Origin of the sequence: Lyngbya aestuarii BL J (assembly GCF_000478195.2) — a bacterium.
Lineage (GTDB): Bacteria > Cyanobacteriota > Cyanobacteriia > Cyanobacteriales > Microcoleaceae > Capilliphycus > Capilliphycus aestuarii.
In genome coordinates this window covers 1-14,666 of record NZ_AUZM01000109.1, presented here as the reverse complement: position 1 = coordinate 14,666, position 14,666 = coordinate 1, and the positions used below count along the sequence as shown (strand labels likewise).

At 38.8% G+C, this 14,666-nt stretch carries 9 protein-coding genes and 1 pseudogene; 5 read left to right on the top strand and 5 right to left on the bottom strand.

From position 1 onward, the window contains the following. Positions 1-1,546 (bottom strand): CHAT domain-containing protein (locus tag M595_RS25545; protein ID WP_040484672.1); only part of this gene is annotated, 1,546 nt, incomplete at its 3' end. 57 nt (positions 1,547-1,603) lie between these two features. On the opposite strand from M595_RS25545, the gene M595_RS25540 reads away from it, so the two are divergent. The 4 genes from M595_RS25540 (at position 1,604) to M595_RS25525 (ending at position 5,739) form a co-directional block, all read left to right on the top strand. Continuing rightward, complete coding sequence (locus M595_RS25540; RefSeq protein ID WP_023069466.1) at positions 1,604-2,002, top strand: NUDIX hydrolase; 399 nt, start codon at positions 1,604-1,606, stop codon at positions 2,000-2,002. Positions 2,003-2,201: 199 nt separating this feature from the next. Next, positions 2,202-4,259 (top strand): glycogen debranching protein GlgX, encoded by a 2,058-nt coding sequence (gene glgX, locus M595_RS25535; protein WP_040484671.1) that lies wholly within the window; start codon positions 2,202-2,204, stop codon positions 4,257-4,259. Positions 4,260-4,378: 119 nt separating this feature from the next. Further along, entirely contained in the window at positions 4,379-5,113 is a 735-nt protein-coding gene (purC, locus tag M595_RS25530) for a phosphoribosylaminoimidazolesuccinocarboxamide synthase (protein WP_023069461.1), read from the top strand. A gap of 20 nt (positions 5,114-5,133) precedes the next feature. Beyond that, complete coding sequence (locus M595_RS25525; protein ID WP_023069463.1) at positions 5,134-5,739, top strand: hypothetical protein; 606 nt, start codon at positions 5,134-5,136, stop codon at positions 5,737-5,739. A gap of 134 nt (positions 5,740-5,873) precedes the next feature. Here M595_RS25525 and M595_RS31625 read toward each other — a convergent pair whose 3' ends face one another. The 4 genes from M595_RS31625 to M595_RS25505 form a co-directional block, all read right to left on the bottom strand. After that, positions 5,874-8,306, bottom strand: coding sequence for a hypothetical protein (locus M595_RS31625; protein WP_023069460.1), 2,433 nt, complete (start codon positions 8,304-8,306; stop codon positions 5,874-5,876). 226 nt (positions 8,307-8,532) lie between these two features. Further along, positions 8,533-9,762, bottom strand: a complete 1,230-nt coding sequence (locus M595_RS25515; protein ID WP_023069457.1) for a TRM11 family methyltransferase — start codon at positions 9,760-9,762, stop codon at positions 8,533-8,535. A 137-nt stretch (positions 9,763-9,899) separates the two neighbouring features. Further along, positions 9,900-10,559 (bottom strand): hypothetical protein, encoded by a 660-nt coding sequence (locus tag M595_RS25510; RefSeq protein WP_023069459.1) that lies wholly within the window; start codon positions 10,557-10,559, stop codon positions 9,900-9,902. A 94-nt stretch (positions 10,560-10,653) separates the two neighbouring features. Next, positions 10,654-13,137: a BsuBI/PstI family type II restriction endonuclease gene (locus M595_RS25505; RefSeq protein ID WP_023069465.1), complete on the bottom strand. Its 2,484-nt coding sequence runs from the start codon at positions 13,135-13,137 to the stop codon at positions 10,654-10,656. A gap of 648 nt (positions 13,138-13,785) precedes the next feature. Between M595_RS25505 and M595_RS25500 the strand changes: the two are divergent. Further along, a pseudogene (locus tag M595_RS25500) lies at positions 13,786-14,666 on the top strand (cell surface protein); the annotation flags it as partial.

Here is a 14,666-nt window from a genome sequence, read left to right as displayed (position 1 = left end):
AAAAGTCTCGCAGAAAAAAGGTGGGTTGGGGGTTGTCATCGCTACCATTGCGACAAAAGATTTCCGCGTGTTTACTCGATACCCATTGTTCAGAAATGACGATATCATTGTCTTCTCCCCGTCCAACTCGCACGCTTCCAGCTTCGAGCGGCCATAGTTGAGGCGGTGATCCCGAAGACGGGTTTAAATCACTCGGTAGACGTAGCCACGCCCTGGGCGCAATATATCCCAACCAAGTTTGAGAATTCGCCGGGAGTTCTGTTCTAATTTCTTCAAGGGGCTGCATTAATTCTCCGCTAAATTCCGGGTGCATATACAATACCGGAAGTGTCCAAGCGGGTTGATTAAATTTATAAAGGGTTAATAGATGTTGTCTGGCGATCGCCACCGCTTGATCGATGGGTTTCCGGGCGACGAGGGCGGTAGCAAAGGCTTGAATAAAACTTAGGGCTTCTTGATCGGTGATCGAGTCTCGCATTCCTAAGACAGCGGGAACCCCATGATGAATTAGCACTTTCGCTAAACTACTACTGGGAATGGCTTGGAAGACGGTACTTTTGGGGTTGGGTGTCAGAGCAATTGCTGGATGAGCGCCCCAACAGGCGTTAAACACAGCCATCACCACCCCACACCGAACGAGGACTTGGGCGAGTTCAGTCCCGTTGAGGGTGACATCGGGTTGCAAAAATAACAGCCCACCATCGGCGGCGGGAATACAATGACCCCCATAAAATAAAACGTTATATTCTCCGGTTTCTAGTTGAGTGATCAGTTCGGAGACACTGGGTTGAATCAGGGTTGTGACGCGACAGGGGGCATTGATCTCCGGGTCAACGTTGACTGACGAACTACTGTTGGTGAAGACTTGGCTTAGTTGTTGGGCTTCTTGTTCGAGTTGGAGTTGTTGAATATGCTGGGATTTTTGTTGCGGTTGTGAACTTGAGTTGCTCTTGTTTTCAGCCTCTGGTTGTCCCAACACCAGTAAAATATTTAACAACTGAGCGCTTTGAAATTGTGGTAAAGGATTAACATCACTGGTTGTTCGGCTAAACAAGAGTTGTTGACTCAAGGAAATAGCCGGTTGACCTGCTTGGGGTTGCATAATTTCCCAAGGTAAAGGGATGAGATCGGGTTCTCGCACGTCCAACCGAACTCGCAAGGGTTGATCTTGACCAATGGCAATCCCTTGACTGCGATGCAAACTGCTTTGTATTGTGCCTTGGAATAGCCACTGCCACAGATTAATGCCTAAATGTTGCATCAGACGACTACTATAACTAAGCTGTCGGCCTGAGTCTGTGAGTGATACCGAGGGAATTATCGCTTGAGGGGAAGAAAGAGGCTTGATCTGCGCTAAACTTTGGGGGGAAAACATTTCCAACCAACTTTGCCAGGCTTGGTCAAGGCTCTCAGGCCAGAGGAAGTCGTGGTGAACATAGCCACTGGGATAGGGCGACTGCACGACCCAGGTTGCAAAATGGTTGGCTTCACTTGTGCTTAAGCGAGAAATTGCCAGACTAAGGCAGGGACTGTCAGAACGCGACATTCAGTTTAAACCAATGTTCAGTTGAGAGGTTAAGTGAATTTCTTTTATTAGTTTAACATGAAAAAGCCGATTGGTTGTGTAATCATTCTACTCAACGATCAGCATCAAGTTCTACTGGTTTTGCGAGATCAAAAGTGTTCTATTCCCGAACCCAATACCTGGAATTTGTTAGGAGGATTTATGGAGGAGGATGAATCTCCCCGAGAGGCAATTGTTCGAGAAATGTTAGAAGAAATTGAAGTTGATGTCGGAGAAGTCTCTTTCTTTAGAAAATATGAGTGGGATGATTGTGAGGAATACATTTTTTGGAAAAACCTGAATTTAGATCTCAATCAAGTTCAACTGAATGAGGGACAACGTTTAGCTTACTTTAGCCGTTCTCAAATCCAACAAACTCAACTGGCATTCGAGTGTAATAAAATTATAGAAGATTTTTTTGACGAAAGGTTAACCTGATCTCATTCCATCTAAAATTTGATGAAGTTTCAGAGGAATCCTTCGTGAAACAACAGGGCGAATTGTAACCATTATCAGGAGTTCAGTAGATCTATATCAAATTGAGTATTACTAATTTGTATTGCTAATTCTATAATTGCATTATTGATCAGCCTAAGTTAACAACTCTCGATCTATTATAAATCAAGGAGTCTACTACATGAGTATGAATGTTCTAGCGGGTATGAGTTATCCTTTGGGTGCAACAGTTTACCCGAATGGAGTTAATTTTTGTCTTTTTTCAAAGACCTGTGAATCTTTAGAATTACTCTTATTTGACACTCCCGATGCGGCTCAACCCTCAAAGGTCATTCCGCTCGACCCTAATGTTAATAGAACGTTTTATTATTGGCACGTTTTTATTCCCGGAATGAAAGCGGGACAAATTTATGGATATCGAGCTGATGGTTTACATCTTCCAGAAGCTGGGTATCGTTTTGATCCCGATAAAATATTACTTGATCCCTACACAAAAGCGGTTGTTAATGATGAAAATTATAGTCGAGGTGCGGCATCGCAACCAGGAAATAATTGTGCTGAAGCCTTTAAAAGCGTCGTTGTTGATCCAAAAGCTTACGACTGGGAAGGAGATTTACCTCTGAGAATTCCCTACTCAGAAACGATTATTTATGAGCTTCATGTCGGGGGTTTTACTCGCCATCCGAGTTCGGGTCTTCCTGCCAATAAACGAGGAACTTATGCAGGTTTAGTCGAAAAAATTCCTTACTTAAAAGATTTAGGAATTACTGCGGTTGAACTGATGCCAATTCACCAATTTGATGAACAAGATGCTGTTCTTCCCTTAAAAAACTATTGGGGATATAGTACCGTTGCTTTTTTTGCTCCCCATCGGGCTTATAGTTCCCGTCGTGATCCGCTTGGGCCAGTTGAAGAATTCAAAGATATGGTCAAAGCTTTTCATAAAGCCGGATTAGAAGTGATTTTGGATGTAGTATTTAACCACACGGCTGAAGGAAATCATAACGGCCCGACTCTATGTTTTAGAGGGTTAGATAATGCTTTGTATTATATTTTAGAAGAAGAAGACGAGCAATATTATAGTAACTATAGTGGTTGTGGAAATACCGTTAAAGCCAACTATGAAATCGCAGGTCAGTTAATTGTAGACTCCTTACGATATTGGGTTTCAGAAATGCACGTCGATGGCTTTCGATTTGATTTAGCCTCGATTTTCTCTCGGGATAAAAATGGTTATCCGATAGACGATGCACCAATTTTATGGATTATTAAATCTGACCCTGTTTTAGCCGGAACGAAACTGATTGCAGAAGCTTGGGATGCAGGAGGACTATACGAAGTCGGTTCTTTTGCAGGCGATCGCTTTACCGAATGGAATGGGCAATATCGGGATGATATTCGCAGTTTTGTCAAAAGTGATCCTGGCAAAGTTCAACAGCTTGCGGCTCGAATTATGGGAAGTCCAGATATTTATCCGAAAACAGATCGTGAACCCCATTGTAGTATTAATTTTATTACCTGCCATGATGGATTTACGATCAATGATTTAGTATCTTACAATGATAAACATAATGAAGCCAATGGAGAAAAAAATCGGGATGGATGTAACTATAATGTGAGTTGGAATTGTGGAGAAGAAGGATTAACAGATAATCCAGCAATAGAAGCTTTACGCCTTCAACAAATCAAGAATTTTATGACAATTCTATTTGTTTCTCAAGGCACGCCGATGATTTTAATGGGTGATGAAGTTCGACGCACACAATCTGGAAATAATAACGCCTATTGTCAAGATAATGAACTGAGTTGGTTTGATTGGAGTGATATTGGGAAACAAGCCGATATACTGCGTTTTATGAAAGGAATTATTCGTTTTACCCAAGAACGACATATGTTCCGGATCAACACTATTTTGCAAGCAGAAGGTCAACATTTACCTTATATTACTTGGCATGGACTCCATTTAGATCAACCCAACTGGGAAGAAGATTCTCGTTATTTAGCGTTTAGTTTGCGTCATCCCGATACTGGAGAATATCTTCATATCATGTTGAGTTCTCATTGGGAACCCTTAGTTTTTGAGTTACCTCCCTTGCGTTCTGGACAATATTGGCACAGAATTGTTGATACAGGACTTTCTGCTCCTCACGATCTTTATGATGTTAAAATGGCTCCACCTGTTAAAGCCCTTCGTTATCGAGTTAATCCTCGATCATCGGTTGTTTTAATGGCAAAATAAGGGAGGATTTGTCTGTTATTCTTTAATGGACAAACTCCCACTACAATAGACGATCTAATAGAACGTCTCTCTGTTTATAATTGCAAGCGTAAACACATTTCTAGAATTCATTCATTTCTATGTCTGTTCCTCAAAAACTCTACGAAGGAAAAGCGAAGATTGTCTATACCACCGATGATCCCGAAATATTACTCGCCCATTTTAAAGATGACGCGACGGCTTTTAATGCTCAAAAAAGAGGGACAATTCAAGGTAAAGGTGAAATCAATAATACGATCTCAACTCACCTCTTTCAACGCTTAGAAGCTGAAGGAGTTCCTACTCATTTTATTGAGACTCCGACTGCTAATGAAATGAGAGTAAAGCGAGTTAAAATTGTCCCAATAGAAGTGATTGTTCGCAATATTGCAGCCGGGAGTTTATGCAAACAAACCGGAATTCCAGCCGGGACGGTTTTAGAACCAACCTTGGTTGAATATTGCTACAAAAATGATCAATTGGGCGATCCTTTATTGACACGCGATCGCTTATTATTATTAAAGTTAGCCACGCCCGAACAACTCGACGAAATCAAAGCCTTATCGCTGAAAATTAATCAAGTTTTATCCGAGTTTTTTGAACAATGTGGGATTACGTTAGTAGACTTTAAACTCGAATTTGGTTACACTTCAGATGGTAAATTGGTACTCGCCGATGAAATTAGCCCCGACACCTGTCGTTTGTGGAATAAAGGCGAAACCGACCCCAATTTAAGGGTAATGGATAAAGATAGATTTCGCCACGATTTAGGAAACGTTGAGTCGGCTTATCAACAAGTTTTAGAACGGGTTTTAGCCCAAACTCAAAACGGTTAAAAAATCAAAACCTGGGAGCGATGTCTTACGGTGAATTTACCCTAGAGCGAGTCGTCAAAACATTTAACTTAACCCTATCGGAACAGGTTAACTTGTTTGTGGAGATTCCCGAAGTTGAATGTAGTTCTTTTCTACTCCAAACTTTAGAATACAATGTTCCTCTCGCCCTGGCAATTAGCACGGAAAAAGCCCGTTCTGAGTTGATTATTGCTCCCATTTTACTCGAACTCAGACGACAATTGCAAGACCAAATCAGCTTATTTTCGGGAACGGAATTTAATGTCGCTCCCGAATTGGGTTTAAACGGAACTTGTGATTTTATTATTAGTCGAGAGCGAGAGTTTTTGTTTGTGCGATCGCCCGTTGTGACGTTGGTAGAAGCCAAGAAAGAAAATATTAACAGTGGTTTGGGTCAATGTATTGCTGAAATGATCGCCGCCCAACTGTTTAACGAACGAGAAGGAAATCAAATTCAAAGTATTTATGGTGTGGTGACTTCGGGTAATATTTGGAAGTTTCTCAAGCTAAATAAACAGGTGATTAGTATTGATTTAGTTGAGTATTATTTGCGAGATTTAACAAAAATTATGGGGATTTTAGTTCATGGTGCTTCTCAGTTAGGTTAAAGTTATAAATTGAAATGGAACAGTTAAAAAAAAGGAATTTTTCTTTGGAAAAGCTACGCGATCGCACTCTAGAGTCACCCAATTAATAGAGCGTTTTGAAAGAGGCGATCGCGAGATTCGTCAAGAAATAAATCCTAAGCTAAACTGTATTTTTGAGCAATCTCTTTGAGTATTTGAACAAATTTATTCTGGTCTTGTTCATCATTTAATTTTTCTACTAATGCTATCAACTTCGACAAATCTTGTCTATTGTTAGAGTTAGAAATAACTTCTACAAATTCCTGGTTAAAAAATTGAGCTAAGTAGTCATAGCTTTGTCGGTCATCAAATATTTTATTAACCACATCTACAAATGTAAATAATTCCATTCGGGTTTGTTCGTTAGAGATAAGCTTTGCTAGTTTGGGATCAACAAATTTAACTAAAACTTGATAATCTTCGCTGTTTTCATAAGATGTTTTCACTAGCTCTACAAACTCAAACAATTTCTTCGCATCTTGTTTATTGGATAGCAGTTCACCCAATTGAACATTAAAGAATCTAACTAAGTTTTCATAGTCTTTGGGATTGGGCGATGTTTCTACAAAGTTGATTAAAGACCTCAAATGGTTTCTGTCCTGATAATTAGAGAGTAAATACAAGAACTCACGGTTGGATAACTTCGCCAGATCCTGATATTGAATTAAGTCCTCTTTCCAGGTAATTCTTCGATCTGTGAACGCTATGCCATTTTTAGCATCCTTAAATATACTGGTGTCTATTAAAGATAGGACTTTTTCGTTATAATCAACCAATAGCCAAGTAGACAAAGAATTTGAAAGTTTACCTAAGGGAATATTTGGAGCAGAAAAACTATCTTGACTCAGAAAAGACCCATACCGAGAACCCATCATTTCTTGTAACAATTCTCCTATAGAATCAGGTGTTGGATCTTTGGTCAAAGTGTAAATACGAGTTTCCAACTGACGCAATATATTCCCATCTCGTCGCTTTCCGCCCTCCAAAAATGACCAAATCACAACCGCAGTTGCAGAAGCAACCAGAGCAGCGCCGCCTGTCATTACACTTAGTCCACCCAAAACCGACATGGTTGCACTGATAGCCGCAGCGCCCGATAATGAACTTGCGATGCCCAAAGCGCTCGCCGCAGTCCAAGCCGCAAAAACACTCGCCCCCCCTACCAGAGTTCCGGTTGTAATTGCAACACCTAAATTCGTCAAGTCTTGGCTATCCATTTGCGAGACTAACGCCACCGAGACCAGTCCTGCGGCACCAATTAACGCGGCGCCTCCGGTTGCGACAACCAATCCCCCCAACATTCCCAAACCCCCTGCGGCGACGGAACCTCCACCGAGGAAAGCTAATGTTGCATTCGTTGCTGCGGCTCCCGACAAACTGCTGATACTGACTCCTGTGGCGGTTTCTGCTCCAATTTGAGTGAGCAGTTTAGTTGCTTGGGGTACAACTGCACCGCCTCTGTTTTTAGCAACCTCCAATTGTTCTTGGAGTGCATCCGCATCTTGGATAAAAGCACTTACTTTTTCTGTAAAGTTTACTTCCGTGTTGGAATCCTGTTGTCTGGTTAGGAAATAAACAACTTTAGCATTTTCTGGAATATTGGCTTTTTCAATAAATGAGTCTAAAGATGTTAAAGTCGCCACGTCGGATTCGGAAATCGTTTCACCGCTGCGAACTTGATCGTAAATTGCCAGATATTCTTCCTGGCGACCCGGACTCAATTTTTGACTTTCTTTGATTAAATTAACTAAAATAAAGTCAACTGTTAAAGCCCGAGAAGTAGCGCTGGCAAGAGAGTAAATTTGTTGAATCGTCAGAGGTAGTGTAGAGTTCGTGATAATCGTATCGAGATCGGTCAGGGCTTTAAAATCGGGAACGGGTTCCCCCGCACGGACGTATTCATAGGTTCCTCGTATTGTTTTCTTCTCTTTCTCTGTTAAATTTGATTCCGCTAGCGCAGATGCGATCGCTTTTTCAATTCCAACTAAACGGGAGTTTTTGCTGGCGATTTCATACCGTTGTTGAATTTGAGGATCTATCTTTGATGAAGAAATCACATAATCGAGCAGTTCCAATGCAATCAGATCGTACATATATCGAGAATCTTCGACTTGATCGTAAACCGACTTGCATTTCTCTTGACTTGATTGCTCGATGAATTTGGTCTTTTCAATTTCTTCGTAAATTTCCGATCCTATTCTTGTAATCCGGTCGTATAACGTATGGAAAACGACGACAATATCTTCACCTCCCAGACCCACCCCAGAAATAACTTTCTCCTGATTCTCTCGAATTCCTGCTGGAATTGATATCAGTTGAGTGTCTCCCGATCGCAAGGTAATAATCTGTTGTCCGCCTCGACGAGCTTTAGCATAGGGAACGAAAATGTGATAAATCTCGCGAGTTGAAGTGTTATTTGCTGAAGCTGAAGAATCTGCAAATGCACGGGACGGATAAAGCCAGTCCTTCGCCATCAAGCCAAGAGTCAGCAAAGCTATATTACTCAAAAAATGACGTCGGCTCTGAGTAAAAATACGAGGTTTAGCCATGATTAATCTTCCTAAATTTAGTTCTACAAATAGAATGCTTAGGTTGAGAGTTTGATTCTAAAATCTAGTTTATCATGGGAGTTGCTTCTGGGTTTAAGTTTAAATTTAGATTAATTTTCAGTCCGCTAACATATCAAGTAAATTTGTTATATTTTGGTATTTATCAACTGAATAAACTCACCGATCATATTATACAAGTAATTTGTCTTTAACTCCTAACAAAATATTAAGCTTCTTCCCAAGTTGCAGAGACACAATACTCGTATAATTCCTTTTTAGAATTTCGTTTCCTAATGATTTCAAAGCTAATTTTTTTATAGCCTAGCATTTTCATAGACTCAGCAAGCAGACTAGCCGTATCAACTCTATTACCAAAGAAAGTCGAATTTCCGACGATATAATCAATCTTAGCACCATCTTTTAGAAGATGTCGAAGCGATCTTAAATGTAGGTGCATATCATAGAAGTATTTTAACACATAAATTGATAATATATGGGCATTTTTACCCTCGGATTTTTTAATATTTTCTACCGCATTATAAACAGATTCGGGTAGTAAATTAACTTCATCTATCTGCCAAGATTTTAGTCTACTGGTTGCAATTCCCCAAGTTCCACCAATTGCCATCCAATCGATTTCACCCGCTTCTTTTGCTTCATTTAAAAATTTAGTCCAGTACATATAGGGACGGAGTTCACGAATATAACTAATTCGATTTGGATAAGGTGGTGAAGTAATAACCCGATCTACTTTGACTTCATTTAGATTAATTATACAACGAGCATCTGCTTTAATTATCTTGGTGCTACCTCGAATCGGTTTTGAAGTCGATTTCAAGATAAAATCAAGGATGTCAATAAAAAGTTGTTCAATTTTATCAACCTCAAAATGGGTTACTTTATTATTAAATGACATGGAAACGTGATTAAATGCTGCCGAGGAAGTCTCAATAATTAGCCGACAAAATGCAATCCAAACAATTCCCAAATCTGCACTGTTTTTAGGTTCGCCAAATTGTTGAACTAAACTATATCTTAGTGCTGAAAGAATTGTTAAGGTTTGACTAGACCACCAGCGTTCAATATTAAAGATATTCGGTATCCAGTGTTCTTCTCCTAGAGAGGATTGAAATTCTACAAGAGCATTATTAACAGCATGACGAATCTTTATGATTTGCTCTTGGGAATAATTTTTACATTTAATATTTCCCAACCAAACTAGAAAGGGATTGATGTCAAAACTATAAGCTTGATATGCGTTTTCAGCCGCCACCAGTGCAGTTGTCGCTGTTCCGGAAAAAGGATCAAGAATAATTAAGTTTTCCTCCCCACTGATTAATAGTTTTTCAACCAATTTTACGCTATAAGCGGGAGTCAGGCGTAGCCATCCATGTCGCCCATAACTACGGTTGTATTTGAAAGTATAATCTGCTCGTTGGCTGGGAGTAGGTGACATCAATTTATTTTGCACTCAATAATATTTCTAGTGTGGTCAACATTTCTTTCTTTATTAATTCAGAGTTTCTCTGAAAGAAGTCTACCAAATCATAATCTAAAACCTCTTTACAAAAAACGAAAAGAGAGGTCGTACTACTACCGGAGACATTCCCCATAATTACTCCGCCCCGGCTCGGATCGATAACGCAATACTAAATCCGCATCAATTTGAGAAGAGAATATTGCAAAAACAGGTAAATACCCATTAGCCCAAGCAACAGCAACATTATCTATATCCGCATTTTGTCTCTTGCTATCTTTGCTTTTGTATCCCTGGCGAACCTCAAAGACTGCTCCATTTGCTGGAACAGGAACATTTAGAAAACGACTATAATCGACTATCCATTGAGTAACTTTTGCTTTAATATCTGAATTTTGAATGGCTGCAAGTTCTAATCGACCATCTAATGTTAACACTTTATCTTTATTTGCTTTGGTTTTGGTTGTATAAGACCAGGTAGAATATTTTACATCTTCATAACCTGTAGAGTCTATTAATATTTGCCTAAATAAGTTTTCACATCCTCTACCAATCTGACGATAAATTGAAGTCATACCACCCGCAGCTTTGTGAGCCGCATACATTAAATCGGAGTCAAGACCAATCCATGAGTAAAAGGGATCGGCTCCATAAAGTGATAAAAACTGGGTTAGATTTAATCCTTGTTGTTTATTGCCTTGACCCAGTTTGGGTTGATATCGTTTACAGACATTCAGAGGATTAAGAAATTTATTGAGATATAGCTCGTCGTCCACCACAGTTGATCATTTATTATTTTAGCTTACTTATTATAATAGATTTTGAAAGACAGAAAAATTTTAAATTTGTAAATGTTGATTCTGTAGAACTTTAAGAACAGGTTTCTATATCTTCATAGGGGCCAAGAAATCTCTCACCGTTGAAATGAATCATGTGATCGGGTTGATCGGCTATCCAAACTTCTGTTTCCCAAGAAATCTCCGCCAGATAACGAGTCATTTCTTTACGACTGGGAAAGGCTGTTACAAATACTAATCCTTTATTACTTGACTGAAATAACTGTTTTAATTCGTTGCGTCGTTTTAAATTAACGGGGCCGTGACTGGTCACCGCTTCAATCAAAACCAACCAATCTTGACGGGTATAATGAACCACAAGATCGGGCATTTTACCCCGACGGTTTAGCTCAATTCCTAATTCTTGGAGTTTTTGAAGTTCATTGATAATAAACTTGTCACCCGCATCACCAACATAAAGAATAATACCTCCAGGAGTAAATCGAGGACAGAAACTTTCCAGAATATCTTTAATTAAGTTGTTTTGTCCACCGGATGAAAGCTGAATAGAACGACCATCCGGTAAAGTTACAAGAATATGAGGTAAATTACGGCTTTTATTTTGTAATAAATTAGCCACCGAAAGGGTATAGTTTCGACGAGCTTCTTCCCACTGTTGAGAGCTATAAGCTTGCAAAAGTAGCAGAGCTTGTTGGTGCAGTTGATAACACCATTTGGGGCTATTAATCGGTCGGTCGGGTTGATCGGGATTTTCAACAACTAACCCCATTTGAATAAATTGGTGCATCGTTTGTCGTCTAACTGTCTCACGGGTATTCGGAGCATATTGTTTCCCGTAATATTGCTGAAACCAATTCATCATTTCGGTTATTCGACGTCTTGGAGCAGTTGCTTGATTCCAAGGAGTTTGAGGTTTAATATCTGCAAGCGCAAGTAAACATAATGCTGAACGTTCATTTTGCTGTTCTTTTGGTGCTGCAATTTCTTTAAGAATCGCTAAAGCTTCTTCAATTCTTTTACTGGCTTGAATTGCGTTGACAGCTTCATTCATAATGGGTAAGTTTTCGTGAATCAGTGTGTCAAGTTTATCCTGATTTAAAATTAAATCACCAACTTTACATCCAAGTTTGATTAGAGCATCTTTACAAGGATATCTAATTCTGCGTAAATCTGTAGCATTGACTTGTGTATGTCCACTAAATTGACGAAAGTAGCGATCAAATAAGCTAGAATTTAGGAATGCTGCTAAACCTCGTGCTAGATTTGCATTCATCCCTTTTCCTTTTGCATGATAATAGTTCAGATGATTCTCAATTCCAAAAACGGGTGCATTTATAGGCGTACATACAGCAGCAACAACACGACGCTTCTCTTCCTTGCTAGAAAAACGTTTGATTAAAACATACCAACCCGATTGAGTTAACCATTTTGAAGTTTCATTATTGTTGACAATTGCAATTGATTTTCGGGGTTTCACTGGTGGAAAAGATACCTTTCCTAATTTTATAGATTCGGGATAAATTAATGGAACATTTTGCTGATTTAAGGAACTTCTCAATTCGGATTTTAGCCGAAAGTCAACAACTGGGCCTGTTGATATTTCCAAGCCTAAATCTTCTAATGTGCAAGGTAACTTCTCCATTTGGATTTTCAAGAAATCCTCTAGTGAGTTCGTGACAATATGGATAAAGCTATCTGAATTATTAGTATCAAAAACTTGGTTATAAGGTATGTATCTAATTCCTACTTCTTCATAAAGTTTGTTACCTATTTGAGAATTTATTTCGATGAATTCAATATATTTTTTAGTTTTTATGCCATGAAAAATAATGTTTTCTTGTAAAACATGATCGTCATAAAAAATTTGCTTACGACTTTCAAAAACATGAATTTTGTTGAATTTTATTTCTTGTAAAAGTGCTTGACGGAAGGAACGAAAATAAGCACCATTGCAGAAACTTCGAGGTGTAATTGCAGCTATCTCTCCATTTTCAGAAAGCTGTAATATAGCAAGCCAGATAAAAGCACTGTATAAATTGACAGTTTCAATCCCTAATTTTGTAAGTAACTTTTTTTCAACAGATTGATTATTGATTTTTTTATACGGTGGATTTGCAATAATATGAGTAAATTGGCGATGGGATTCAGTAAACAGAGGCAAGTTAATTTCGAGGTTGGCTTCTAAAAAACTTTTATTATACAAATAGTAATCCGCTTTTATTCCGTTTTTACCCAAAGCAAAACAACAGTTTTCAAGACATTTTCTTAAAGGACATAAAAATTGATCTTCGACTTCATAGGCGGTAATAAAGCAACTCTCAATATTGTTTGTATTAGATAATAGTCTCTCTACAAAAGCAGCAGTTAACGTTCCGATTCCTGCACCCGGATCTAAAACTTTAATATGACCGGAGAGATGATTAAATTGCTGTGCAATAAAACAGGCTATGGGAGCAGGAGTTAAAAATTGACCAAATTGGCTACGCTGATTTGAGTTGATCTGTGAAGACAAACGAATTCTAGTAATATCTGTGGCTTCTGTCAGAAATATTGTCATCTTTATCGGTCATAAATTTTTATCATTTTAAAGCTCTATTTTAGAGATAATATTTACTGCTGGGAAGATGAAAACCTGTAGAGAAGTCGAATAGCACGCCGAGTTAAGTTTGACGCTTCCAAACCCCAAACACTCCCAAAATGCCAGATTTCTGATTTACTGTACCACTTCCCGTTGGCGATCGCGAACTCAACAAAGCGAACTCAATAAACTGTTCGTGAGTAACAGCCAGAGCGAGGCGAGATGGGGTAATAATAGGTAGAGGTGAAAGATTCGCTCAGTTGATCGGGTTGCGGTGTTCTTAATCGGCTAGGAGTTGGAGAGATTTAACCTCGATCACCCAAAAAGCCTGAAAACAGCGAGAGTTTAGGCTAATTTTAGGGTAACACTCATTCGCTGAACTGACTGTTCTATCAAGGGTTAGAGCGAATTGTTTGTGAATTCCCAATTTTTGGGTACCCACATAATGGTAAAATTTCACAGTTTGTCAGATGTCGGGCGTCAAGAGACTGGGGATTCTTCAATATCTCTGCTTTTGGCCAATGACTGATGACTGATGAGTGATTTTTCGGTGTGTGGATGTCCAAAAGTGTGAACAACATGGGCTTATCTCCTCTTTTCGTTGCAGTTTTTGGGCTGACTGCAACTATGGGACTATCTAATTCTGCAAGTGGTCAAACGTCTCCAGCTTGTTTTGCCCATTCTCAAGACCCACTAAATACATCATATGATTTACATTTAGATTGGCTATTACCGCAGTCTACAATTCAAGCTAACTTTTCTCCAGTTTTAGGTTTAGGCGAAACTGAAGGGGAAATAACTTTTTGTGAGAATAGGTTTTTTAATTCTATCAATCCTACGCTACAATCTTCTTTAGAGATTTCTTTAAACAAAGCCGAGGTGACTCAACCTAAATCTCTCTTTGTTAGCCAAGAGGTTTCTGAAAATATTGTCTTTAATAAAATTAAGCAAAGTTCTCTGTTTCTTTTTCCGGTTTCTTTTAATGAGTCTAATCTATTAGAGATTAAACAGTTTTCTTTAGATCAAAAAGATTTTAATTGGGTTCCATCGGATTCTGCTTTTATACCTTTAGGAAGTTCTTCAGAGTTGGCTTTTTCTAAGTTAAAGTCTGAGGAAGTTTCTGACGAAATCGCGCTGAATAAGTTAGAAGAAGTTAAACCGGAGATAGTTGAACAGTCTCAAGAATTGGCTTTTTATAAGTCAAAATCCGAGGAAGTTTCTGACGAAATCGCGCTGAATAAGTTAGAAGAAGTTAAACCGGAGATAATTGAACCGTCTCAAGAATTGGCTTTATCTAAGTCAAAATTATCAGAAATTTCGGATGAAATCGCACTAAATAAGTTAGAAGAAGTTAAACCGGAGATAATTGAACCGTCTCAAGAATTGGCTTTATCTAAGTCAAAATTATCAGAAATTTCGGATGAAATCGCACTAAATAAGTTAGAAGAAGTTAAACCGGAGATAATTGAACCGTCTCAAGAATTGGCTTTATCTAAGTCAAAATTATC